The following is a 24,819-nucleotide window of genomic DNA, read 5'->3' as shown; positions in this document are numbered from 1 at the left end:
ATGGCAACCGTCGAGCTGAAGGGGTTGCGGAAATCCTTCGGGGCCCTGGAGATCATCAAGGGCATCGACCTGTCGGTCGAGGACCGCGAATTCGTGGTGTTCGTCGGCCCGTCGGGCTGCGGCAAGTCCACGCTGCTGCGGATGATCGCCGGCCTGGAGAAAATCTCGGCGGGAGACCTGCTGATCGACGGCAAGCGCTCCAATGCCGTCGCGCCGGCCCAGCGCGGCCTCGCCATGGTGTTCCAAAGCTATGCCCTCTATCCGCATATGACGATATCGGAGAATATGGGCTTCGCGCTGCGCATCGCCGGCATTTCCCGCGCCGAGCGCGCCGCCAAGGTACAGGCGGCGGCGGAAGTCCTGCAGCTCACGCCGCTGCTGCAGCGCCGGCCCAAGGAATTGTCGGGCGGCCAGCGCCAGCGCGTCGCCATCGGCCGCGCCATCGTGCGCAATCCCAAGGTGTTCCTGTTCGACGAGCCGCTCTCCAACCTCGACGCGGCGCTGCGCGTGCAGATGCGCATCGAGCTCATGCGCCTGCACGAGGCGCTGAAGGCGACGATGATCTACGTCACCCATGACCAGATCGAGGCGATGACCATGGCCGACAAGATCGTGGTGATGAACGGCGGCCGCATCGAGCAGGTCGGCGCGCCGCTGGAGCTCTACAACCGCCCGCGCAACCTGTTCGTCGCCGGCTTCATCGGCTCGCCGCGCATGAACACCCTGCCGGCCAGGATCACCACCGTCGACGGCGACGGCGTCGGCCTGTCGCTCCCGGGCGGCGTCGCCCTCCGCATGCGCGTGCGTCCCGGCGCCCTCGCCGTCGGCGCCGACGTCACCTTCGGCTTCCGCCCCGAGCATCTGGCTTTCGCACCGGACGGCGAAATCCAGGGCGAGACCGCGATCGTCGAGCATCTCGGCGGCCTGACGGTGCTGCATGTCGCCATCGCCGAAGGCCACACGATCGTCGTCCAGACCGACGGCAAGGACCCGACACCCGCCCACGCGCCCGTCCGCATCAGGCTCGATGCCGCGTCGAGCCATGTCTTCGGGCCCGATGGGGTGGCGCTGGTGGCGATGTGAAGGACTGGATCGGACATCTCCCCCTCATGGATTTCGCTCGCGCAGCCCCTCATCCGCACCTTCTCCCCGCAAATGCGGGGCGAAGGGACGGCAGCGTCGCGACGGTTCTGCGAGACGAGAGCCTCGCCGACCTGTCGCGACACGGAAGTCCCCTCTCCCCGCAAGCGGGAAGAAGATAGAGGTAAGGGGCCGCGCCAAGCCCGGCCCGAAATGCCGCTTGAGACAAAGGTCCCCGCTGGGCGTTACCGACTCACCCCAGCACGTCCCTCACCGCCTTCTGTGTCGCCTCCACCACGATGTCGGCCTCCTCGCGCGTCAGGCACAGCGGCGGGGCGAAGCCGAGGATGTCGCCCTGCGGCATGGCGCGGCCGATGACGCCGGTCTCCAGCAGCCTGGCGACGACGCGCGGCCCGACCTTCTCGGACGCATCGAAGAAGGCGCGGTCGTCGCGATCCCGGACGAACTCGACCGCCGCCAGCAGCCCCTCGCCGCGCACCTCGCCGACATGGCGGTGGCCGCCCACCGCATCCGCCAGCCCTTTCCTGAAATAGGCGCCGACATCGCGCGCATTGGCGACGAGGTCCATCTCGTCGACCACTTCGAGATTGGCGACGCCGGCCGCCGCGCAGAGCGGATGGGAGGAATAGGTCCAGCCATGGCCGATGGCGCCGAATTCGTCCGAGCCCCTCTCCAGGATGCGCCAGACCTTCTCCGACACGATCACGCCGGAAAGCGGCGCATAGGCCGAGGTCAGCCCCTTGGCGATGGTGATCAGGTCCGGCTTCATGCCGTAATGATCGGAGCCGAACATCGAGCCGAGACGGCCGAAGCCGGTGATGACCTCGTCGGCGATCAGGAGGATGTCGTATTTGGCCAGCACGGCCTGGATCCTGTCCCAATAGCCCTTGGGCGGCGGCACGATGCCGCCGGTGCCGAGCACCGGCTCGCCGATGAAGGCGGCGATGGTGTCCGGCCCCTCGCTCAGGATCATCCCCTCCAGCTTGTCGGCGCAATATTGCGAGAACTGCTCCTCGTCCTGCGACCGGTCGGGCCGGCGGAAGAAATAGGGCGCTTCCGTGTGCAGGATCGGCGGCTTGGGCAGGTCGAACAGAGTGTGGAAGGCGGCGAGGCCGGTGAGGCTGCCCGACATCAGGCCGGAGCCGTGATAGCCGCGCCAGCGCGAGATGACCTTCTTCTTTTCTGGGCGGCCGAGCACATTGTTGACGTACCAGACGAGCTTGATGTTGGTCTCGTTGGCGTCCGAGCCCGACAGGCCGAAGAAGACGCGGCTCATGCCGGCCGGAGCCCGATCGATGATCATCTTGGCAAGGCGGATCGAGGGCTCGGAGCCATGGCCCACATAGGCGTGGTAATAGGGCAGCGCCGCCGCCTGCTCGGCGATGGCGTCTGTGATCTTCTTCCGGCCATAGCCGACATTGACGCAATAGAGGCCGGCGAAGGCGTCGAGGCTGCGCTTGCCGGCGCGGTCGACGATATAGACGCCCTCCCCGCCGGTGACGATGCGGTTCGGCATCTCGCCGCGCGCATGCTGCGCCATGTGGGTGGAGGGGTGGAAGAAGTGATCGCGGTCCCAGGCGGTCAGTTCATTGTCGGACAAGGTGTGGTCGAGCATGCCGGCTCCTTTCAGGAAGCGAGGTCGAGGCAGGTGTATTTGAGGTCGGTGAAGGCTTCGAGCCCGTGGCGGGAGCCTTCGCGTCCGAGGCCCGACTGCTTGACGCCGCCGAAGGGGATCGGCGCGCCCGTGAGCTTGACGCGGTTGATCGCCACCATGCCGTAGTCGAGCGCCCGGCTCATGCGGAGCGCCCGGGCGTTGTCGCAGGTGACGACATAGGCGACGAGGCCGTATTCGGTGGCGTTGGCGCGCGCCGTCACCTCGGCTTCGGTGTCGAAGGACGTGACGCAGGCGACCGGCGCGAAGGCTTCCTCCTGCATGATCGCGGCAGCGTCGGGCACGTCCGCGAGCAGCGTCGGCATCACGAAGAGCGGGCCGGGCGCGGCTTCGCCGCCGACCAGACGCCGCGCGCCGCGCGCGAGGGCGTCCTCGATGCGCTCCCGGGTACGCGCCACAGCGCGCTCATGCATCAGCGGGCCGATCTCGACGCCCTCCTCCAGGCCGCCGCCGACCTTCAGCGCGGCGATGCGCTCGGCGAAGGCGGCGCAGAAGGCCGGATAGAGCGCGCGCTGCACATAGATGCGGTTGGCGGCGAGGCAGTCCTGGCCGGAGGTCGCGAATTTGGCGCTCAGGGCGATCTCGACCGCCTTGCCGAGTTCGGCATCGTCGAACACGATCAGCGGCGCATTGCCGCCGAGTTCCATCACCAGCCGCTTGACCGTCGGCGCGCATTGGCCGGCGATGAGGCGGCCGATCTGCGTGGAGCCGGTGAAGCTCACCGCCCGCACCCGCGCATCGGCGCACAGCCTTGCCGCGATCGGCGCCGCCGCGCCGGTGACGACGTTGAAGACACCGGCCGGAATGTCGGCCCGCTCGGCCAGTTCGGCCAGAGCGAGCGCCGAGAGCGGCGTGTAGGACGAGGGATGGGCGACGACGGTGCAGCCGGCGGCGAGCGCCGCCGCAGCCTTGCGGGTCAGCATGGCGGAGGGAAAGTTCCAGGGCGTCAGCAGCGCGGCGACGCCGAGCGGCTCGCGCGACACCATCATATGGGCGCCGGGCAGATGGCTGGTGACGCTCTCGGCGTTCACCCGCTTGCCCTCTTCCGCATACCATTCGATGAAGGAGGCGGCATAGTCGATCTCGCCGCGGCTCTCGGCCAGCGGCTTGCCCTGCTCCAGCGTCATCAGCAAAGCAAGGTCCTCGCGGGCGGCGCGGACATGGTCGTACCAGGCGCGCAGGCGGCCGGCGCGATCCTGCGGCGCCAGCGCCTTCCAGGCCGGAAAGGCGCGCGCCGCCGCGTCGACGGCGCGCGTGGCGTCGTCGGCGCCGAGGCCGGCGACATGGGCGATGACGATGCCCGAGAAGGGATCGCGGACCTCGAAGCTCGCCGCATCCGGCGCCTGCGTCCAGCGCCCGTCGACATAAGCGAGCTCCCGCAGCAGCCGCCCGTCCGCAAGGCGGCCGAGAGCGGGGTGGACATGGCGTTTGAGCGCAAGCGCGGCTGTCATCGAAGCATCTCCGGGGACCTGTGCCGGCAGTCTAGGCCGGACCGGCGCGAGAGGGTCTCGGTTCGGGCCGGCCGGCGCCGTCGAAGTCTCGGGATCGCGGGGCGGACGCCGATAGATCGTCGGCACATCGAGGAAAAGAAGGAGGCAGGCGAGACGTGGCCGGTGCCTGATCCGGCGCTGCCCCGCCGACAGACCCCCGCGCACCCGGGATTTACAGCACCGATTGCAGGAATTCCCGCGTCCTCGCCTGTTCCGGGCTGGTGAAGATCTTCTCCGGGTCGCCCTGCTCGGCGATGCGGCCCTTGTCGAAGAAGCAGACCCGGTCCGACACCTCGCGGGCGAAGCGCATCTCGTGCGTCACCAGCAGCATGGTGAGGTCGTGCTCATGGGCGAGCGAGCGGATGACGCCGAGCACCTCGCCGACGAGCTGCGGGTCGAGCGCCGAGGTCGGCTCGTCGAACAGCAGCACGCGGGGCCGCATGGCGAGGGCGCGGGCGATGGCGACGCGCTGCTGCTGGCCGCCGGAGAGTTGGCTCGGATAATGGTCCTTCTTGTCGGCGAGGCCGACCAGGCGAAGCAGCTCGACGGCGCGGCATTCCGCCTCGGCGCGGGCGAGGCCGAGCACCGCAAGGGGCGCCTCCACCACATTGCGCAGCACCGTCATGTGCGGGAACAGGTTGAAGCTCTGGAACACCATGCCGACATGGGTGCGGATCTGGCGCAGATGCCGTTCGCTGGCGCGGAAGGCGCCACGCCCGTTCGGCTCATGGTAGGAGATGCCGCCGAGCTCGAGCTTGCCCTCCTGGAACGGCTCCAGCGTCATCAGGATACGCAGCACGGTGGACTTGCCGGAGCCGGAGGGGCCGATCAGCGTCACCTTCTCGCCGGGGGCGACGGTGAAGTTGAAATCGTCGAGCACGGTGAGGGTGCCGAACCGCTTGGTGACGTTGCTGAAGCGGATGATGGGCTCGGCGGGAGGGGCAATATTCGTCATCGCATGGCGATCCCGCTCTTGGGCAATGCCCGCTCCAGCACATGGATGCCGGCCGAACACAGCAAAGTGAGGATGAGGAAGATGAGGCCGACCAGCGACAGCGGCACCAGATATTCGAAGGTGCGGTCGCCGATCAGATTGGCGAGGTTGACCATGTCCAGCACGGTGACGACGGAGAGCACCGGCGTCTCCTTGAGCATGGAGACGAGGTAATTGCCGAGCGCCGGGACGACGCGCGGCACTGCCTGCGGCACGATGATGTCCCTGTAGGTGCGGGCCCGGCTCAGGTTGAGCGCCACCGCGGCCTCCCACTGCCCCCTCGGCACCGCATCGAGGCCGGCGCGATAGACCTCCGACGTATAGGCCGAATATTGCAGGCCGAGGGCGAGGGCCCCGGTCAGGAAGGCAGGCAGCTGGATGCCGTAGACCGGCAGCACGTAATACAGGAAGAAGAGCTGGATCAGCAGCGGCGTGTCGCGGATGAACTCGATCACCACCGCCATCGTCCAGGCGACGGCGCGGATGCGGCTGCGGCGCAGCAGCGCGAAGGCGAGGCCGAGGATCATGGCGATGACGAAGCCGGCCGCGGCCGCCTCCAGAGTGACGATCAGGCCGATGCCGAGGATCGGCAGGATCGACCAGGCGAAAGCGAGGCTGGAGGAGGTGTCCCAGGCATAGCCGTACATCATGGCGCCATCCTCCTCAGCCGTGCACGGTGCGGGGGAAGGCGGCGCCGCGCCGCAGCGCCGTCTCCAGCCGGCGCATGAAGGCGGTGAGCACCAGCGCCATGATGAAATAGCCGATGAGCGTCAGCGTGTAGATCCTGACGCTGTCGAGCGTGATGTTGCGCAGCATCTGCGCCCGGAAGGCGAGGTCGCTGATGGTGATCAGCGAGACCAGCGAGGTATCCTTCAGGTTCTGCACGGCGAGATTGCCGAAAGAGGGCATCATCTCGACGAGCGCCTGCGGCAGGCAGATGCGCAAGAGCGTGTGCATCCGCCCGAAATTCAGCGCCCGCGCCGCTTCGTGCTGCTGCGGCGGCACCGCCTCCAGCGCGCCGCGCACCACTTCGGCGCCATAGGCCCCGATATTGAGCGCGAGGCCGACGATGCCGGTCAGCATCGGATCGAAGGAAATGCCGATCAGCGGCAGCGCGTAATAGAGCCAGAACAGCTGCACCAGCAGCGAGGTGCCGCGGAAAACCTCGATATAGACGAGCGCGACCGACGATACGATGCGGTTGCCCTCGATCCGGGCGATGCCGGCGGCGAATGCCAGCAGCGCGCCGAGGGCCGTCGAGGCCAGCGCGATGATCGCGGTGACCTCGGCTCCCTTCAGCAGGGCGGGCAGATAGTGCAGCCAGATCACGAAAAGCCTCCTGCCAGGTCGATGCCGTTTCACCCTCCCCTGGAGGTCTGGCGAAATTCGCTTTGCGAATATCGCCAAGGGGTCGGCCTGCAAGGCCGGGGTGGGGTGATGGCGCGACCCCGGGATCATGCGAACAAAGACATGAAGTTTTGCGAAGAAGTCACCCCACCCCGACGCTTCGCGTCGACCCTCCCCCTCCAGGGGAGGGTGAGGGGCGCACCTTTAGTCAATCAACGAGACGGGCGTTGCGCCGATTTCAACTCGCAATAACGATCAGCCCGTCCCCTTGGGTCGAGCCGCAAAGCCAGACGGTAGGGCCCGAACGCCCCCCCTCACTTGCCGGCGCAGAGATCCTCGACGCTCTTGCTGCGCGCCGCTTCGACGCTCTCCGGGCTGAGGCCGTAGGAGGTCAGGATCTTCTTGTAGTCGTCGGTCTTCTTGAAGGCGATCAGCCCGTTGTTGAAGGCCTCGTAGAGGTCCTTGTCCTCCGGCCGGAAGTCGAAGCCGCCATAGGAGCGGGCCGGCTTGCCCTTGATGACGGGATCGCTGAACGGCTCGGCCTGTTCCACGCCGGTGCCGCCGGCCTTGACCAGTTGCGCCACCGTCAATTCGGTCGCGGCATAGGCGTCGGCACGGCCGGTCTGGATGGTCGAGAGCGCGTCGGCATTGGCCTGGATCATCACGATCTGGCTGTCGGGCACGCCGAGGTCGTGCAGGAAGTCGAGCTGGTCGGCGCCCGAGACGATCGCCACCTTGATCGAGGGATCCTTCTTGATGTCCTCGTAGGAATGCAGCTTCTTCGGATTGCCGGTGGGCACGAGCAGCCCTTCGCCATAGCTCGAATTCGGCACGGTGAAGGTCACCTGCTTGCAGCGGTCCGGCAGGATGTTCTGCTCGGCGGCGACAAAGTCGAAGCGCTTGGCCTTGAGGCCGGGGATGAGCGAGCCGAACGGCGTCACCGACCAGTCGATCTCGTTGACGCCCAGCGACTTGAGTACGGCGGTGGCGACGTCCGGCCCGATGCCCTTGGCGCCGCCGTTCTCGTCCATGTAGCTGTAGGGCACCTCATTGGCGCTGGCGCCGCGGATATAGCCGTTGCTCTTGACCTCCTCGAGCGAGGTGGCGAGCGCGGGAGCGGCGGCGCCGAGGCCGGCGGCAAAGGCGATGACCGCGAGGCCGGTGAGACGGATGGATGTCATGGTGTGGTTCTCCTGTCTTCTGGTTGGAACGATCCGGTTGGATCCGGTCTGCTGGGTTGTTGTCGGGACCGTCAGGCGCGATCCTCCACGGTCGCGACGACGGCGAGGCAGTCGCCGGCCTTGACGAGGCCGGGGAAATGGCGGGCGGCGAGCAGGCCGTCCAGCGCGGCGCGATGCTCGGCCGGCGCCTGGCCGGTGCGCCCGATCGGGTGGATGCGGGCGATGACCTCGCCCTTGGCGACGGGATCGCCGAGATCCCGGAGGAACTCGACCAGGCCGTCCTCGCCGCTGAAGCCGAAGCAGTCGGACGAGGGCATGTCGAGCCAGCGCGTCGGCGCGGTCTCCGGTGCCCCCGCCAGGATGCCGGCATGGCGGAGCAGGTTCGCCGCGCCGCGCCGGGCGATGCCGGCGGAGCGGGCCGTCGCCGTGCCGCCGCCGCCGAGTTCGGTGGTGACGAAGACCTTGCCCATCGCCTCCGCCGCGGTGTCGTACATGCCGACGGCGTCGATCTCGATCATCCGCATCGACCACGGCGCCGAGAAGGCGGCGACCGCGGCGAAGCAGCGCGCTTCCTGCGCCTTGTCCGGGAGTTCGTGCGCCGCGGCATAGGGCAGGAAGTCGAGCGTGCGGCCGCCGGAGTGGAAGTCGAGCACGATATCAGCCATCGGCAGCAGGGTGCGGGCGAAGTAATCCGCGATCTTCTCGGTGACCGTGCCGTCGGGCCGCCCCGGGAACATCCGGTTGAGATTGCCCCTGTCGATCGGCGAGGTGCGCGTCCCCGCCCGGAAGGCGGGATAGTTCATGGCCGGCACGATGATCACCCGGCCCGTCACCGCCTCGGCGTCGAGGGTGCGCGCCAGATCGAACAGCGCGATCGGCCCCTCATATTCGTCGCCGTGATTGGCGCCGGTCAACAGCGCGGTCGGCCCCTGCCCGCGCTTGACGACCGTGACCGGGATCATCACCGAGCCCCAGGCCGAATCGTCCCGGCTCCAGGGCAGGCGCAGATGGCCGTGCTGCACGCCGTCCGCCTCGAAATCGACGGTGGCGGCGATGGGCGACGGGCGAAGGGCGGGCGCGACGGCGTTCATGGCTTGACGAAGAGCTGGCGCGGCACGTCGGCGAGGCATTCGACGCCGGTCTCGGTGATCAGGATGCTCTCGGTGATCTCCAGGCCCATCGTCTCCAGCCACAGGCCGGTCATGAAATGGAAGGTCATGCCGGGGCGCAGCTCCGTGCGGTCGCCCGGACGCAGGCTCATGGTGCGCTCGCCCCAGTCGGGCGGATAGCTGAGGCCGATGGAGTAACCGGTGCGGTTGTCCTTGACGATGCCGTACTTCCTGAGCACGGCGAAGAAGGCGTTGGCGATGTCCTCGCAGGCATTGCCGGGCCTGGCCGCCGCCAGCCCCGCTTCCATGCCCTCCAGCGTCGCCTTCTCGGCATCGAGGAAGGCCTGGGTCGGCTTGCCGAGAAAGACCGTGCGTGACAGCGGGCAATGGTAGCGCTTGTAGCAGCCGGCGATCTCGAAGAAGGTGCCCTCGCCCGACTTCATCGGCAGGTCGTTCCAGGTGAGATGCGGCGCGGAGGCCTCCTCGCCCGAGGGCAGCAGCGGCACGATGGCGGCATAGTCGCCGCCGATGCCGTCGACGCCGCGGATGCCGGCATCGAAGATCTCGGCGACGAGATCGTTCTTGCGCATGCCCGGCTCGACCGTCTCGACGATACGCCTGTGCATCGCCTCGACGATCTTCCCGGCCTTGCGCATATAGTCGATCTCGGCGGGACTCTTGACCGCGCGCTGCCAGTTCACCAGCGACTGCGAATCCTTGAAGCGGGCATGGGGAAGATGCTGCGTCAGCGAGGCATAGGCGGCGGCGGTGAACCAGTAATTGTCCATCTCGACGCCGATGACGCCGCGCGACCAGCCGCGCTCCTCCATCACCTGCGCGAGCAGGTCCATCGGGTGGCGCTCGGTCGACTGCACATAATGATCGGGATAGCCGACGATGTTGTCGTGGCCGAGCCAGGCCGTGCGCCTGGCGCCGTTGGCGTCCTGGCCGCGGCCATACCAGACCGGCTCGCCCTCGCCGCCGACGACGACGCATTGATGCACGTAGAAGGACCAGCCGTCATAGCCGGTCAGCCAATGCATGTTGGAGGGGTCGGTGACGATGAGCACGTCGAGGCCGGCCCGCGCCATGGCGGCGCGGGTGGCGGCGAGGCGGCTGGCATATTCGTCGCGGCTGAAAGGGAGAGTGGGTCCCGTCACGCGGTTCCTCCGATCGGATCTGTGGTCTCGAAAATGCGGCCGGCCCCGGCGGCGAGCGCGCGGCGATGGGCCAGCGTGGCGATGGCGGTGTCCTGCACGCCGGTGCCGGTGAGGTCGCACAGCGTGATGTCGGCATCGCTGCGTCGCCCCGGCGCCTGTCCGGCGATCACCTGTCCGATCTCGGCGAAGACCTCGTCCGGCCCGGCCATGCCGGCGCGGATGGCATAAGCGAGCTCGCCGAGGCGGCGGGTCTGCGACAGGCTGTCGGCGACATAGACGGCCTTGAGGAAGACGGCGGGATCGATCTCGTTCTTGTGCTCGGCATCCGAGCCCATGGCGGTGACATGTTGGCCCGGCACCAGCCAGTCCGCCTCCAGGATCGGCCGTTCGGCCGGCGTCGCGGTAACGATGATGTCCGCGCCGGCGCAGGCCGTCTCGGCCGTCGCCACGGCTTCGACGACGATACCCAGCCTTTGCGTCAGTTCGGCGGCCGCCGCCCTCGCCCGCTCCGGATCGCGCGCCCAGATGGCGGCCCGCTCGATCGGCCGTACCAGCGTCAGCGCTTCGAGCTGCAGGCGGGCCTGTTCGCCGGCGCCGAGGATGGCGGCGCGGCGTGCATCGGTGCGCGCCAGATGGCGGGCGGCCACCGCGCCGGCCGCGGCGGTGCGCATCTGCGTCAGATAGCCATTGTCGAGCAGCAGCGCCTCGACGAGGCCGGTGCGGGCGCTGAACAGGATCATCAGGCCGTTGAGGCTGGGCAGGCCCAGCTTCGGATTGTCGAAGAAGCCCGGGCTGACCTTGATGGCGAAACCGTCGAGGCCGGGGACATAGGCCGTCTTGACGTCGACCTCGCCGCGATGCTCGGGGATGTCGAGGCGCAGGATCGGCGGCATCGCCACCGCCTTGGTGGCCAGCGCCAGGAAAGCCTCCTCGACGCAGGCGACGGCATCGGCGTCGAGCGGCACGATGCGGCGCAGATCGCTCTCGGTCAGGATGATCACGCCATGTCCCCCCGCAGGATGCGCCGATGCAGGCCCTCGTCGATGTTTCGGCCGGAGACCACCAGCACGGTCGGCCCCTCGGCTTTCGCCTTGCCGGACAGCAGGGCGGCGATGCCGACGGCGCCGGCGCCCTCCACCACCTCGTTCTCGGCGGTGAAGGCATGGCGGATGCCCGCCGCGATCTCCTCCTCGGTCAGGAGGAGGACGTCGTCGAGAAGCGCGCGGCACATCGCGAAGGTGTGGCGATTGGCGAGGCCGATGCCGCCGCCGAGCGAATCGGCGAGCGTCGCCACCTCCTCGACCGGCACCGGCCGGCCGGCGGCGAGGCTCGCCTGCATCGCCGCGCCCCTCGCCATCGACACGCCGACGAGGCGGGCCCGCGGGCGCATGGCCTTGACCGCGGCGGCGACCCCCGCGGCGAGCCCGCCGCCCGACAGCGGCACCAGCACCTGCGCCACCTCGGGCAGGTCGGCGAGGATCTCCAGCCCCAGCGTCCCCTGCCCGGCGATCACCGCCGCATGGTCGAAGGGCGGCACTTCGACCAGCCCCTCTTCGCGCACGAGGCGGTCGACCTCGATCTGGGCCTCGTCCTGGGAGCGGCCGACGATATGGATCTCCGCGCCGAGCGCACGCACGGCCTCCACCTTGTTCGAAGGCACGAGGCTCGACATGCAGATCACCGCCCGGCCGCCCTCGGCGCGGGCGGCATGGGCGAGCGCGCGGCCGTGATTGCCGGTGGAGGCGGTGACGAAGCCCGGGCCCTGCCCGCCCAGCGCCAGCACGGCGTTGGTGGCGCCGCGCAGCTTGAAGCTGCCGGTCGGCTGGCGGGTCTCGAGCTTGAGGAAGACGGGGAAGGCGCCGGACAGGGCGGGCGAGCGCGCCATCGGCGTGCGAGCGACCCTGCCCACGATGCGCGCCTCGGCGGCGCGGATGGCGTCGAGGCCGACCATCGGCGGAAGCGGCGCGTTCAAGGCCGCGCTCCGCAGCAGGCGCTAGCGCGCGCAACGCCGCCGGAGCACGCGCCTGTCGGGGCGACCACAACCACCATCCATCATTCCCCTCGTGAAAGCCCGGGGATGGTGTAGCGATACAAATTTCATGTCAATTATTATATTGTAATGACACAAGCTCCCTAGGCGATCGAGCGCACGTCGAACACCGGCGGCAGCTGCTCGAACGTCGCCCGGACCGCGCCCAGCGCTTCGGCGAGCGCGGCATGCGACAGCTGCCCGCCCAGGCAGATGCGGATGCCGCTGGCGACGGTCTCGCCGGCGATGAACGGGTCCGACGGGGTGACGGCGATGCCGCGCTGCGCCAGCGCCCGCACCAAGCCCTCCTCGGTCCAGCGCCGCGGCACGGCGAGCCACGCGCAGAGCGACAGCGGATGGGTGGCGGCGACGAGATCGCCGAGCTTCTGGGCCACGATCGCCTGCCGGGCGCGGGCCTCCTGCCGCTGCACCCGCACCAGGGCGTCGGCCGTGCCGTCCTCGATCCACAGCGAGGCGATCTCCGCCGGCAGGTTGGTGGCGCTCCAGCTCGTCACCCGCATGATGCTGGCGACGCGGATGCTGTAGGTCGGCGGCACCACGAGATAGCCGACGCGCAGGCCCGTCATCACCGTCTTGGTCATGCTGGTGACGAAGAAGCCGAGATCGGGCAGCATCTGCGTGATCGACGGCAGGTCCTCCTCCAGCAGCGGCTTGTAGACCTCGTCCTCGATGACGAAGACGCCGTGGCGCGCGGCGATGTCGGCGATGGCCCGGCGCCGCTGCGTCCCGGCGACATGGCTGGTCGGGTTGCCGAAGGAGGGGATCAGCACCAGCGCCTTGACGTCGCCGGCGGCGCAGGCCGCCTCGAAGGCCGGTGGCAGGATGCCTTCGGCGTCGGTCGGCAGGCTGCGCAGGGTGAAGCCGAGCACGGTGGCGAGGCCGATGATGCCATGGTCGGTCAGGCTCTCGGTGAGCACCACCTCGCCTGGATGGACCACCGCCGCCACCGCGAGGAACAGCCCGTGCGCCGCCCCGTTGGTGATCAGGATGCGGTCCATTTCGGCGTCGACGCCGAGCCGGCGCAGCCAGGCCTGACCGGCCGCGCGATGGCGGTCGAGCCCGGCGATCGGGCGGCAGGGCCGCATGAAGACGCTGTTGTCGGCCTCGCCGAGCCGCGCCATGGCGTGGCGGGAGGCCCGTTCATGCGCCTCGGTATAGACGGCGCGGACGATGGAGAGGTCGGCGGCCTGGCCGGCCTCGCGGTCCAGCATGAAACGGTCCGCCCGCTCGGTGACGCGCTCGCGCACGAAGGTGCCGCGGCCGACCTCGCCGCGCAGATAGCCGCGCCGCTCCGCCTCCTTGTAGCTGAGGCTCACCGTCTGCACGGACACGCCGAGATCGTGGGCGAGGTCGCGATGCGTCGGCATGCGGACACCCGGGCGCAGCACCCCGGCATCGATATCGGCGATGATGCGGTCGGTGAGGAGCCTGTGCTTGGTGGCGCCCTTGCGCCGGGGCAGGACGGGCCGCCACGACGCGGCCTCGGCCAGCGGCTCGCGCGAAGCCCCTTGGGCGGGGTATCCCTCGCGGGACTGGACTCGGCTGCGAAACTGGTCAGAATCAAAGGGCGTCATGAAATTGTCCTGATACAATATCCGGCGCTGATCTGATTATATCATTCAACCCGCCCGCGCCATGCTGAAACTCGACAAGATCGACCTGAAAATCCTGGCGGCGCTGCAGCGTGACGGCCGCATCACCAAGCTCGGCCTGGCGGTGGAGGTCCATCTGTCCGCCGCCGCCTGCTGGGAGCGGCTGCGGCGCCTGGAGAAGGCCGGCGTCATCGCCGGCTACAGCGCCTGCATCGATGCCGGCAGGCTCGGCCGTTTCGCCACCGTGCTGGTCGAGATCATGCTGAAGAGCCATCGCCAGGCCGATTTCCAGCGCTTCGAGGCGATGGTGATGCGCGAGAGCGCCATCGTCGGCTGCGACGCGGTGGGCGGCGGCGTCGACTATGTGCTGCGCGTCGTCGCGGCGGATATCGACGCCTATCAGCGGCTGGTCGACCGGCTTCTGGCCGAGGATGTCGGCATCGACCGCTACTTCACCTACATCGTCACCAAGACGATCAAGGCGTCGGGCTTCCCGCTTGATCTCCTGCAGGAGGAAAAGGCGTGAATGCGCCCTGACTCCGGCAATAAAATCGTTTAACGCTGATATTCCCGGCGTGAGAGAGGTCGAAACACCGCATGGCGACGATCAAGGACGTGGCGTTGAAGGCCGGGGTTTCCACCGCGACCGTTTCCCATGTCATCAACGAATCCCGCACCGTCAGCCCCGAGACCAAGAAGAAGGTCAAGCAGGCGATCAAGCTCCTGAAATACCGGCCGGACGGCATCGCCCGCAGCCTGCGCGTCAGCCAGACGGGAACCATCGCCGTGCTGATCGCCGATGTCGCCAACCCCTTCTTCGCCGATTTCGTCCGCGGCGTCGAGGACACCGCCCACCAGCGCGGCGAGCGCTACAATCTCCTGCTCTGCAACACCGAGGAGAATCCGGAGCGCGAAAGGCGGGCGCTCGACCTCGTGCTCGAGCGCCGTATCGACGGCATCGTCATGGCGCCGACCGGCGGCAATGAGGAGATGCTCGCCGACCTCGTCGAAAGCGGCCTTCCCCTCGTCTTCGGCGACCGTCGCCTCAGGGGCGTCGCGGCGGACGCCGTGCTGACCAACAATGTCGAGGCGGCCGGCGAACTCGCCCGCCATCTTCTCTCCCTCGGCCACCGCCGCATCGGCCTGCTCAAGGCCGATCTTTCGGCCTCGGCCATCCATGAGCGCATCGAGGGCTTCCTCGGCGCCGTGGCGGCGGCCGGCGCTCCCGTCGATCCCGCCCATATCGTCACCAGCGCCTCGAACATCCCCGCGGCGATGCAGGGCGGCCTCGCTCTGCTGCAGATCGAGCCGCGCCTCGACGCCGTGTTCTGCACCAACAACTTCATGACGCTCGGCATGATGCAGGCGCTGATGGAACGGGGCCTGCGCTGCCCCGACGACATCGCCGTCGTCGGCTTCGACGATTTCCCCTGGGCCACGGCCTTCCATCCCCGCCTGACCGTGGTCGCCCAGCCCGCCTACGAGATCGGCCGGGAAGCCGCCACCTTGCTCTTCGACCGCATCTGCGGCCGCCGCACCGGCCCGGCCGTGCAGATGGTGCTGAACGACACCCTGCTCATCCGCGATTCCTGCGGCGCCCGGGCGCGCGGCCGTCCGGCTCGCTCTTGAAGCACTGGGCTTGCGGGTGAGAGAGACGCGGATTGGCGCGTTTCATGTGCCGGCGCCGTGAAAGATGAAGAGGCGCCTGGGAAGCTCCGTGTCTCACATCTGGCAGAAGGAAACGCGGCGCTGCCGGCCCTTCTCCCCGTTCTCACGGGGAGAAGGTAAGGATGAGGGGCTGCGGCTCTCTCCGGAAAAGACGTGGACGATACGACAGCCACCGCGGCGCCGCCCCTCTCCTCTATCCTCTCCCCGCAAGCGGGGCGAGGGGGCATCGGCGTCGCGGCGGGCCTCGGAAGCTCCGTGTCTCGCATCCAGCAGAAGGAAACGCGGCGCCCGACCGGCGCCCCGGCCCTACCCCGCCTTCTTCAGCACGTCCGGCACCGCCTCGCCCGGCGTGCCGAGCCAGGCGCCGTGTTCGCGCAGGCGGGCCTGGATCTCGCCGACGGGTATCGCCGAGACCGATAAGCCGCGGGCGGCGGCCGTCGCTGCGGCGATCGCGGCCGCCTCCCCCGTCATGGTGCAGGCCGGCACGTTGCGGGTCGAGCCGAAGGCGATCTCGTCCACCGAGATGCACCGCCCGGCCATGATCAGATTGTCGATCGTCGCCGGCAGCAGGCAGCGATAGGGAATGCCGTAGCCGATGCCGACATGGTCCATGATGGCGCGGCTGCCGCCGGGCTCGTGCACGTCGACGGGGGAATTGCACAGGCCGATGGCGTCTTCGAAGCGGCCATTGCCGCGGACATCGGCCTCGGTCAGCACGTAGCGGCCGGTGATGCGGCGCGTCTCGCGGATGCCGAGCTTCGGCGCGACCTCGAGGAAGATGGCGTTCTCGAAGCCCTTGACATAGCGCTGCAGGAAGTCGAAGGCGCAATAGGCCTGCTTGCGGATTTCGATCTCGGCGCGGCTGAGGTCGCGGTCGTCGAGGCCGTTGCCCTGGAACCGCGTGACGTTCACCGAGATCTCGCCGGGGATCAGCCCGGTCTTCATGGTGATGTGGTCCTTGGGGATGATCCAGTCGAAACCCTCGGCGACCTTGTCCTTGATGCGCTGCTGGAAGCCGGTCAGCAGCACCGCCATGATATAGTCCTCGTTGCGGTCGCCCGCCTCCTTGGGATAGACGACCTCCCACATGTCGGCCCGGTTGGCGTTGCAGTCGGCGATCAGCGCGGGAACATTGACGCCGAGCACGCGGAAATAGGAGGTGATCGGCTGGGTCAGCCCGTCGCCGTCCCGCCCCAGCATGAAGTTCGCGCCCGCCAAGGCCGCGACGTCGCCATCGCCGGAGGCATCGATGAAGGCCTTGCCGAGCACGAGGCTCTCGCCCGATTTGGTGCGGATGACGAGGCCGGCCATGGCCTTGTCCTTCATCACCGTATCCACCACGGTCGCCCGCAGCAGCACCTCGATGCCGGCCTCCTCGACCATCTCGATGATGACGCGCTGCATCACCTCGGCGTCGAACGTGCCGGTATAGCGGCCCCAATAGGATTCCCGCACCCGGCCGTCGGCGCCCTTGTACCCGACGCAGCGGTCGAGCATCTCGTGGAAGATCGCCGAATTGATCAGGCCGGTCGGCTTGGTCAGCCGGCCGCCGGTGATCAGGCCGCCGAGGAAGCCGGTCCCCTCGAGCAGCAGCGTCCTGGCGCCTTCGCGGGCGGCCCGGATGGCGGCGACGATTCCGGCCGAGCCGGCCCCGGTGACCACGACGTCGTATGAACCGAAGAGATTCACGGGAATATCCTTTGAGACAATGATTTCGGCATGAGGGAGGCCGGCCGCTCAGCCGTTGAATTCCATGATGTACAAACCGGCATTGTAGTCGGTGACATAGGCCAGGCCGGCTCTGTCGACGAAGATGTCGCAGGACTGGATGATCGCCTTCTTGCCCGGCCGCCTGTCGGCCATCGACCGCGGCGCCGGCGGCACCAGCGCGCCGACTTCCTTGGGCTGGCGCGGATTGGCGATGTCGTACACCCTGACGCCGGCATTCTGCCAGGTCGAGAAGATGATCGACGAGCTCTGGAAGGTGCCCGGCCGGTTCTCGTGGATGTTGTGGGGCCCATAATGGGCGCCCTTGCGGGGATAGTCCTCGTCGATGGGCACCGGCATCGAGGCGACGGGCACGGGATTGGCCTTGTCCTTGATGTCGAAGATCCAGATGTTCTTCAGCCCGTCCCCGAAATCGTCGAGCACCGCCTCGTCGACGACGACGAGCAGGTCGCGGTCGGCCAGCGGCAGGCAGTTATGGGTGCCGCCCTGGAACGGCGGCGACCAGTTGCGATGGACGACCAGTTCGGGTTTGGCCCGGTCGGCGACATTCATCACCACCAGGCCGGCATCGCGCCAGGCGCCCCAGGCCGTGTCGCCGTCGACGATGGCATGGTGGAGGCCGAATTTGCGGTTGGGCTCCCAGCCCGGCTTCTCGCCGGCGGCGAGATTCATGCCGGGCAGCCAATAGCGTCCGGCCTCGCGCGGCCGGGCGGGGTCGGACATGTCGACGGTCATGAAGATGAAGTCGGAGAACCCGTCGAGCAGCGCGGAGACATAGGCCCAGCGCCCGCCCGTATACCAGATGCGGTGGATGCCGCCGGACACCGGCATGAAGCCGATGCGGCGCGGCTGCCCCGGCACGGAAATATCATAGACGGCGAGGCCGGCATCCCAGTCGCGCGCCTGCTTCGGCGCGGCGGTGCCGAGCGCCGTGCCGGCCGCGGCCTTGTAATAGCTCGCCTCGTCGGAGAAGGCGGAATCGGCGAAGACGTCCTTGCCGTGGATGACGAGCAGCAGATTGTCGGCGACCTGCAGATGCACGTTCCAGGTATTCGCGGGCGCCGCGACGTAGCCCGCGGCCTTCGGGTTGGCGGCATCGCGCACGTCGACGATCGAGAAGCCCTGGCTGAAGAGATGCCCGATATAGGCAAAGCCGTTCTCGACCATGATCTGGACGCCGTCCCCGCGGCCGCCCTGGTCGCAATGGCCGATCAGCCGCATGTTGCGGGCAAGGTCGGGCGTCATGATGTCGGCGGTGGCGGTCACGGCATGTCTTCCGGTCTGTTGAAGGGGGGGGCCGGCGGGGAAAGCGGAAAGGTGCCGGTCGGGGACCGGCACAGCGGGGGCGGGCCTGCCGACCCGCCTCCTTTGCCTCCTCGTCCCGGGAGGCCGCCTCGGGCGTCTACGTCTTCTTGACGCGGTTGCCCCAATTGTCCGGGCTGTCGACGTTTTCCTTGTAGATCATCACCGGCTGGATCAGCGTCTCCTTGTTCACCGGCTTGCCCGAGAAATGGTTCTCCATTTCCTTGATGATCGACTCGCCCATCGAGAACGGATTCTGGCCGACATCCGCGTCCTGGAGGCCGTCGCGGATGCGCTGCAGGCCGAGCGGCGTGCCGTCGAAGCCCACGATCGGGATATGCCCGGCCTCGCCGGCGAGCTTCAGCCGGTCGATCTGGCGCAGAGCGGCGACGACGCCGCGGATCATCTCGTCATTGTGCGCCCAGATGCCGGCGACGTTGGGGTCGCGCGTCAGGGCGTCGAGCGTCAGCGAATTGGCGTTGTCGGCCGTCCATTCCGCCTTGAGCACGTCGATCTTGAGGTCCGGATATTTCTCGGCCGCGCGGTCGTGGAAGCCCTTGTAGCGCTTCTCGGACTGGCCCGAACCGATGGCGCCGCGCACTTCCAGCACACGTCCCTTGCCGCCGGTGAGCTTGGCGATGGCATCGGCGCCCGCCGCACCGCCGGCCACGTCGTCGAAGGTGTTGTAGGCGACCCACTCGCCCTCCGGCGGCAGGTTTTCCAGCATGAACAGCGGAATATTGGCCTCGTTGGCCTGGCGCACGCCGCCCTGCAGCAGCTTGGCGTCGACGGCGTTGAGCAGGATGATGTCCGGCTGCTTGCTGACGACGTCGAGAAGCTGGGTGGTCTGGGTGCTCGGGTCGCCCTTGCCGTCATAGACGGAGATGTTGACGCCCTTCTGCGCCGCGAGTTCCTTCACCCGGGCGACGAGCGTGACCTGATACTCATATTGCAGGCCGAAGGCGATATAGGAGAGGTTCTTGCCCTTGATCGGGCTGTCTTCCGCAAAGGCGGGAGAGGTGAAGGGCAGCCCGGAAGCCAGGGCCGCCGCACCGGTCGCCAATGCCGAAGCCCGGACCAGGAAGTCTCGGCGCGTCGTACCCGTTCTGTGTTTTCCATCCATGACCTTGTTTCCTCCAGTGGACGTTTCTTGTTGGATTTCCATCCGGTGCCGGCATGCCGGTCGCCGGCCCGCCCGCTCCGCCGGCAGGAAGGCGAAGCTTCGCCGTTCGCCGCGGATGCTGCGTCTTCGATGGGCGCCTTCCCGATCGTCCCGTCGCCGGGGCGGCCCTTTCCCGTCAGGACGGCTTCGCCGGCTTGCCCGCCTTGGTGGCGATGATCCTCTTGCGCATGCCGGCCTCCAGATAGTTACGCCGGTAGACGTCGAGCGCGGCGGCGGCGGCGATCACCAGGCCGCTGACCACGGAGTCCCAGTTCGGCGGCACGTTGAGCAGGTTGACCGTGTTCTGCACGAGGCCGAGCAGAATGACGCCGAGCAGCATGCCGCCGATATTGCCCTCCCCGCCGAACAGGCTGACGCCGCCGATCACCACCGCCGCGATGACGGCGAGTTCCATGCCCTGGGCGGCCGTCGCCGCGCCGGCCTCGAAGCGCGCGGTGATCAGCAGGCCGGCCACTGCCGACATCAGGCCGGAGATGACGAAGGTCGCGATGATCACCCGCTCGGTGTTGATGCCGGCGAGCCGGGCCGCGAGCGGATTGCCGCCGGTGGCATAGACCGAGCGCCCGAACCGGGTGCGCGACAGGATGATCTGGGCGATGACGGCGAGGACGATGGTGAGGACGATGACGGCGGGTATGCCGAAGATGCGTCCGGCCTGCAGCGCGACGAACAGATGGGGGACCGGGGCGATATTGGTGCCGCCCGAGAAGATATAGGCGAGGCCGCGCCCGATCGTCATGGTCGCGAGGGTGGCGATCAGCGCCGGGATCTTCAGCTTGGTCACGGCGAGGCCGTTGATCAGCCCGATGCCCATGCCGGCCGCGAGCGCCGCGACGATCGCCAGGCCCGGCGTCCAGCCGTAGAAGTCGACGAGGCCGACGGACAGCACCGAGGAAAGCACCAGGACGGAAGCCACCGAAAGATCGATGCCCGCGACCAGGATGACGAAGGTCTGGCCGATCGCCACCACCGCGATGATCGTCGCGGTCTGCAGCACGTTCTCGATATTGCGGACGGTGGCGAACACCGGGCTCATGAAGGTCATGATCGCGCAGCCGAACAGGATGACGGCCGCCAGCCCGATGCTCTGCATCAGGTCGATGAACGAGATCTTGCCGCGCAGCGCCGGCAGCCCCTTGAACCGGCCTTGCACATTTTCGCTCATCGATGGGTTCTCCAGTGCCATGATTGTCTCCCCTAGAGCAAAATGCGTTCAAGCCGAAGCGGTTCGCCAGATCAACACATTGATATCGAAAGCATTTTGCGATTCCGGGCGATGCGCTCCGAAGACGGAACGCCCTAGCCCATCGTCGCAAAACTCATGATGGTCTCGCCGGTCGCCTCCGCCCGCGGCAGCGACGCCGTGATGCGCCCCGAGCGCATCACCAGCACCCGGTCGCTGAGCGACAGGATCTCCGGCAGCTCGGAGCTGATCAGCAGGATGCCCATGCCGCCGCGGGCGAGGCGCAGCACCAATTCGCTGATCTCAGACTTGGCGCCGACGTCGATGCCCTTGGTGGGCTCGTCGAGGATCAGCACCTTCGGGTTGCGGGCCAGCCAGCGGGCGAGCACCACCTTCTGCTGATTGCCGCCGGAAAGGGCGGAAACCCGCGTCGAGGAAGACGGCGTCTTCACCGCCAGCGCCTTGATCTCGCGATCGGCGATGCGCTCCTCGCGCGAGATCGACAGGAAGCCCCAATGGGTCAGGCGTTCGAGCAGGCTGAGCGTGACGTTGGTGCGCACGCTCAGGAGGCTGACGAGCGCCTGGCGGCGGCGATCCTCCGGCACGAGCCCGACGCCCGCCTCGATCGCCGCCTTCGGGTCGTTGGGCGGGATCTGCGTGCCGGCGATCTCGACCGCGCCGCTGTCATAGCGATCGATGCCGAAGATGCAGGCCGCGAGCTCGCTGCGCCCGGCGCCGACCAGCCCGGACATGCCGACGATCTCCCCGGCCCTGACCTCGAAGGATATATCGCTGAGCACGTTCTCGCGCTCGAGATGGCGCACGGAGAGCACGACGTCGCCGATCGGCCTGGCGTCGGCGACGGTCTCGCGCACCTCGCGCCCGACCATCATGCGGATGACCTTGTCGTGGTCGAGCTCGGCGATCGGCCGCGAGCCGACCAGCCGTCCGTCGCGCAGCACGGTGACGCGGTCGGCGATGCGGAAGACCTCCTCCAGCCAGTGCGACACGAAGACGATGCCGAGGCCCTTGGCCTTGAGGTCGTTGACGACAGCGAACAGGCGGTCGATCTCCGGCGGCGACAGCGAGGTCGTCGGCTCGTCCATCACCAGAACCTTGGAATCCTCGGAGATCGCCCGCGCGATCTCGATCAGTTGCTGGTCGGCGGGAGACAGACGGCCGGCCAGCGTCGAGGGGGCGAGATGCGGCGCCACCCGCGCCAGGGCATCGAGCGCCCGCTGGCGCTGCCGGTTCACCGATACGAGGCCGCAGCGCGTGGGCCAGCGCCCCAGCATGATGTTCTCGGCCACCGTCATGGCCGGCACCAGATGCGCGTCCTGGTGGATGGTGGCGATGCCGATGCGATGGGCGGCGGCGGGATCGGCATGAAGAGGCACGCCGTCGACGGTGATGTCGCCGCGGTCGGGCGCATAGAAGCCGGCCATCAGCTTGATCAGCGTCGACTTGCCGGCACCGTTCTCCCCGAGCAAGGCGGTGACCTCGCCGGCACGCACGTCGAAGTCGACATTGTCGAGGGCCAGCACCCCGGGGAAGGATTTCGTCACGCCCCTCGCGACGAGGATCGGCCGGGGCTCGGCCGGCTGCGCGAGAGCGAGGTTTTCGGCGGCGATCATCGCTCGCCCTCCCCCGGCAACGGACGGACCGCCCCTGGAGGCGACAAAGGCGCATGGCAAGCGCGCATCGTTATTCTCCTCCCAAAACCCCTCCGCCATTGATCGTCAGGCGGTTCGGAGCGGCTCGAAACGGGGGCGTCGTACCCCTCTTCATCGATCCGCAGCCACGCTATTAGCCATGCCGCCATCTGTCAACTGGTCAAGACAGTGGACCAGTAAATTTCTCTCGACCTAGAGTCGCGCCCCCAGCCGATGGGCCTCCAGGATGTTGCTCTCGATCAGCCGCGGGGCGACGCAGTCGCCGACACGCTCGATCGGGATCCCGGCCAGCAGGGCCGAGGACCGGCAGCGATGATAGAGGTCCTCCCGCGAGCGGCGTCCGATGACGGCCACCACGGCATCGAAATCCTCGATGACGACATCGCCGCCGGGCACGAGCAGATAGCGCCCGAAGCCCCGCGTGCCCGCCGCGCTGAACACCGGCGAAAAGGTCGCTCGCCCCGGCGCGATGGATTTGAGCGCCAGCCCGCCGCGGATGGCGATGTTCTTGATCGCGGCGCGCCGGTAGAACAGCGTGCGGGCGCCGCTCTCGATGTCGCCGCCCACCATGAAGTCCGGCGTGGCGACCTCGACGCTGCAGCCATTGTCGGCAAGGAATTCGGCCGTCCCCGCGCCTTCCCAGTGTCCGTTGTTGTCGATCACCAGCACCCGGCCGGCGAGCCGCACCGCACCGGACATCACGTCGTCGCCGGAATGGACGAAAGGCAAAGCGAGGCCGGGAATGTCCGGCTCGACCTGTCGCCCGAGCTCGAGCGCCGGCGAGCGGCCGGCGCCTTCCTCCGGTGCGGCCGGCAGGTTCGGTTCGGAACCCGTGGCGATGACGATGCGGTCGGCCCGTTCCCGTGCCAGGATCTCGGGCGTCGCCGCGACCCCGAGCCGGATGGCGACGCCGAGATGGCGCAGCATGGCTTCGAGATGGTCGGTGACGCCGGCGATCGCCTGGTGCTCGGGTTGCCGGGCGGCGAGGGCGACCTGCCCGCCGAGGCGCGCGGCGCGTTCCAGCACGACGACGTCGTGGCCCCGCCGCGCGGCGATCTCCGCCGTCTTGAGGCCGGCCGGGCCGCCGCCGACGACGACGATCTTCCGGCGCCGGCCCGCCTCGACGGCGAGGGGCTCGTCGATGTCGCGCTCGCGGCCGGCGGCCGGGTTGTGCACGCAGCGTATGCCCTTTTCCTGGCCGACCTGGTAGATGCAGGCGTCGTTGCAGGCGATGCAGGGCCGCACGAGATGGGCCTCGCCGCGCCGCAGCTTGTCGGGCGTGTCGGGATCGGCAACGAGCTGGCGGGCGAAACCGATGAGGTCGGCCTCGCCGTCCGCCAGCATGGCCTCGGCGAGCCCGGGCGGCGCGATGCGGCCGAAGGCGACCACCGGCAGGTGGCTCTGCTTCTTCAGCGCCGCGTTCAGGCCGCGGAAGCTGCCGGCCGCCACCGCCGCCGGCGGGATCTCCATCCAATAGCTGGAGAACGAGCCGGCGTCCGAATTCAGATAGTCGACGCCGCCGGTGCTCTCCAGATGCGCCGCCATGCGCAGCCCATAGGCGAGATCGTAGCCGAAGGTGGTGAACTCATCGAGGCAGATCCGCACGCCGACCGGGAAATCCCTGGCCGTGGCCCGCTTGACCGCGTCGAGCACCTCGACCGAAAGCCTCATCCGGTTCTCGAACGATCCCCCGTAACCATCTGTTCTCCTGTTGAAGAACGGCGAGGCGAACGAACGCAGCAGCCCGTCATGGGCGACCTTGATCTCGACGCCGTCGAAACCGCCTTCCATGGCGTTGCGGGCGCTGGCGGCAAAACCGCGGATGGTCGCCTCGATATCCTCCGGATCCATCGCCTTGGTCGAGAAATGGCTCGACGGCTCCGGCATCTGCGACGGGGCCCACAGCAGATGCGGCGGACGCTCCAGCGAGGTATGGCCGCCATGGGTGAGCTGGCCGAAGATCTTCGTTCCATGCGCCTGAACGCGGCCGGTGAGACGGCGGTAGAAGGGAATGACCGCCGGATCCCAGGCGCTGACGAAGCGGCGGGACATCTTGCCGGCGGGATGCACGGCCTGGCTCTCGAAGACGGTCAGCCCGGCGCCGCCGCGCGCCCGCGCCTCGTGATAGGCGACATGATCCTCCGACGGCATGCCGTCGAGGCCGCCCAGCGCCGTGAAATGCGGCTGGAACACCACACGGTTCCTCAAGGCCACGCCGCGGATCCGGAACGGCGAGAACAGGCGGGGGAAGGACACGGCCTCCAGCGGCTGGGCGGCGGCGATGCTCACGGCAAAAGCCTCCCTGCCGGCAGCAGAGCCGCCATCCCCGCAGGGAGGACCCCACCGGGGGCCCCGAGCCTCGTCACTGGAAACTGCGCAACCAAGA

General features: G+C 68.3%; 20 protein-coding genes. 3 read left to right on the top strand and 17 right to left on the bottom strand.

Annotated elements, in window-relative coordinates; all coding sequences use genetic code 11:
• Positions 1 to 1,083 carry an ABC transporter ATP-binding protein gene (locus tag J3R73_RS08425; protein ID WP_307424979.1) on the top strand — a complete coding sequence of 361 codons (1,083 nt, stop codon included), beginning with the start codon at positions 1 to 3 and terminating at the stop codon, positions 1,081 to 1,083.
• A 250-nt stretch (positions 1,084 to 1,333) separates the two neighbouring features.
• Here J3R73_RS08425 and J3R73_RS08420 read toward each other — a convergent pair whose 3' ends face one another.
• The 11 genes from J3R73_RS08420 to ehuR all read right to left on the bottom strand — a co-directional run bounded on the left by J3R73_RS08420 (position 1,334) and on the right by ehuR (position 13,678).
• Positions 1,334 to 2,716 carry an aspartate aminotransferase family protein gene (locus tag J3R73_RS08420; protein WP_307424977.1) on the bottom strand — a complete coding sequence of 461 codons (1,383 nt, stop codon included), beginning with the start codon at positions 2,714 to 2,716 and terminating at the stop codon, positions 1,334 to 1,336.
• An 11-nt stretch (positions 2,717 to 2,727) separates the two neighbouring features.
• On the bottom strand, positions 2,728 to 4,224 hold the full coding sequence (locus J3R73_RS08415) for an NAD-dependent succinate-semialdehyde dehydrogenase (RefSeq protein ID WP_307424974.1): 1,497 nt from the start codon (positions 4,222 to 4,224) through the stop codon (positions 2,728 to 2,730).
• A gap of 211 nt (positions 4,225 to 4,435) precedes the next feature.
• Positions 4,436 to 5,218 (bottom strand): ectoine/hydroxyectoine ABC transporter ATP-binding protein EhuA, encoded by a 783-nt coding sequence (gene ehuA, locus J3R73_RS08410; RefSeq protein ID WP_307424971.1) that lies wholly within the window; start codon positions 5,216 to 5,218, stop codon positions 4,436 to 4,438.
• The gene (ehuD, locus tag J3R73_RS08405) at positions 5,215 to 5,907 is read right to left on the bottom strand and encodes an ectoine/hydroxyectoine ABC transporter permease subunit EhuD (protein ID WP_307424969.1); all 693 of its coding nucleotides are present in this window, start codon (positions 5,905 to 5,907) and stop codon (positions 5,215 to 5,217) included. The genes ehuA and ehuD overlap by 4 nt, the downstream gene beginning before the upstream one ends.
• A 13-nt stretch (positions 5,908 to 5,920) precedes the next feature.
• Positions 5,921 to 6,586 carry an ectoine/hydroxyectoine ABC transporter permease subunit EhuC gene (gene ehuC / locus J3R73_RS08400; RefSeq protein ID WP_307424967.1) on the bottom strand — a complete coding sequence of 222 codons (666 nt, stop codon included), beginning with the start codon at positions 6,584 to 6,586 and terminating at the stop codon, positions 5,921 to 5,923.
• Positions 6,587 to 6,918: 332 nt separating this feature from the next.
• Positions 6,919 to 7,785, bottom strand: coding sequence for an ectoine/hydroxyectoine ABC transporter substrate-binding protein EhuB (ehuB, locus tag J3R73_RS08395; RefSeq protein ID WP_307424964.1), 867 nt, complete (start codon positions 7,783 to 7,785; stop codon positions 6,919 to 6,921).
• Between the two features lie 71 nt (positions 7,786 to 7,856).
• Positions 7,857 to 8,876: a N(2)-acetyl-L-2,4-diaminobutanoate deacetylase DoeB gene (gene doeB, locus J3R73_RS08390; protein ID WP_307424962.1), complete on the bottom strand. Its 1,020-nt coding sequence runs from the start codon at positions 8,874 to 8,876 to the stop codon at positions 7,857 to 7,859.
• Positions 8,873 to 10,054: an ectoine hydrolase DoeA gene (gene doeA, locus J3R73_RS08385; RefSeq protein WP_307424959.1), complete on the bottom strand. Its 1,182-nt coding sequence runs from the start codon at positions 10,052 to 10,054 to the stop codon at positions 8,873 to 8,875. Before doeA ends, doeB begins: the two co-directional genes overlap by 4 nt.
• A complete protein-coding gene (gene eutC, locus J3R73_RS08380; protein ID WP_307424956.1) occupies positions 10,051 to 11,055 on the bottom strand; it encodes an ectoine utilization protein EutC in 1,005 nt (334 codons plus the stop codon). The genes doeA and eutC overlap by 4 nt, the downstream gene beginning before the upstream one ends.
• Complete coding sequence (eutB, locus tag J3R73_RS08375; protein WP_307437207.1) at positions 11,052 to 12,005, bottom strand: hydroxyectoine utilization dehydratase EutB; 954 nt, start codon at positions 12,003 to 12,005, stop codon at positions 11,052 to 11,054. The genes eutC and eutB overlap by 4 nt, the downstream gene beginning before the upstream one ends.
• A 182-nt stretch (positions 12,006 to 12,187) precedes the next feature.
• Positions 12,188 to 13,678, bottom strand: coding sequence for a MocR-like ectoine utilization transcription factor EhuR (ehuR, locus tag J3R73_RS08370; protein ID WP_370879871.1), 1,491 nt, complete (start codon positions 13,676 to 13,678; stop codon positions 12,188 to 12,190).
• A 64-nt stretch (positions 13,679 to 13,742) separates the two neighbouring features.
• On the opposite strand from ehuR, the gene J3R73_RS08365 reads away from it, so the two are divergent.
• The gene (locus tag J3R73_RS08365) at positions 13,743 to 14,222 is read left to right on the top strand and encodes an Lrp/AsnC family transcriptional regulator (RefSeq protein WP_307437204.1); all 480 of its coding nucleotides are present in this window, start codon (positions 13,743 to 13,745) and stop codon (positions 14,220 to 14,222) included.
• Positions 14,223 to 14,293: 71 nt separating this feature from the next.
• The gene (locus J3R73_RS08360; protein ID WP_307424953.1) at positions 14,294 to 15,325 is read left to right on the top strand and encodes a LacI family DNA-binding transcriptional regulator; all 1,032 of its coding nucleotides are present in this window, start codon (positions 14,294 to 14,296) and stop codon (positions 15,323 to 15,325) included.
• Between the two features lie 345 nt (positions 15,326 to 15,670).
• On the opposite strand, the gene J3R73_RS08355 is transcribed toward J3R73_RS08360, so the two are convergent.
• The 6 genes from J3R73_RS08355 to J3R73_RS08330 all read right to left on the bottom strand — a co-directional run bounded on the left by J3R73_RS08355 (position 15,671) and on the right by J3R73_RS08330 (position 24,722).
• Positions 15,671 to 17,053, bottom strand: a complete 1,383-nt coding sequence (locus J3R73_RS08355) for an FAD-dependent oxidoreductase (RefSeq protein ID WP_307424950.1) — start codon at positions 17,051 to 17,053, stop codon at positions 15,671 to 15,673.
• Positions 17,054 to 17,101: 48 nt separating this feature from the next.
• Positions 17,102 to 18,337: an LVIVD repeat-containing protein gene (locus J3R73_RS08350; protein ID WP_307437203.1), complete on the bottom strand. Its 1,236-nt coding sequence runs from the start codon at positions 18,335 to 18,337 to the stop codon at positions 17,102 to 17,104.
• Positions 18,338 to 18,494: 157 nt separating this feature from the next.
• Positions 18,495 to 19,517: a sugar ABC transporter substrate-binding protein gene (locus J3R73_RS08345; RefSeq protein WP_307424947.1), complete on the bottom strand. Its 1,023-nt coding sequence runs from the start codon at positions 19,515 to 19,517 to the stop codon at positions 18,495 to 18,497.
• A gap of 175 nt (positions 19,518 to 19,692) precedes the next feature.
• The gene (locus tag J3R73_RS08340; protein ID WP_307424944.1) at positions 19,693 to 20,742 is read right to left on the bottom strand and encodes an ABC transporter permease; all 1,050 of its coding nucleotides are present in this window, start codon (positions 20,740 to 20,742) and stop codon (positions 19,693 to 19,695) included.
• A 134-nt stretch (positions 20,743 to 20,876) separates the two neighbouring features.
• On the bottom strand, positions 20,877 to 22,394 hold the full coding sequence (locus J3R73_RS08335; protein WP_307424941.1) for a sugar ABC transporter ATP-binding protein: 1,518 nt from the start codon (positions 22,392 to 22,394) through the stop codon (positions 20,877 to 20,879).
• A 231-nt stretch (positions 22,395 to 22,625) separates the two neighbouring features.
• Entirely contained in the window at positions 22,626 to 24,722 is a 2,097-nt protein-coding gene (locus J3R73_RS08330) for an oxidoreductase (RefSeq protein ID WP_307424938.1), read from the bottom strand.
• Positions 24,723 to 24,819: the final 97 nt, after the last annotated feature.

Source organism: Labrys monachus (assembly GCF_030814655.1).
GTDB lineage: Bacteria > Pseudomonadota > Alphaproteobacteria > Rhizobiales > Labraceae > Labrys > Labrys monacha.
This window is presented reverse-complemented; position numbering and strand designations above follow the sequence as displayed.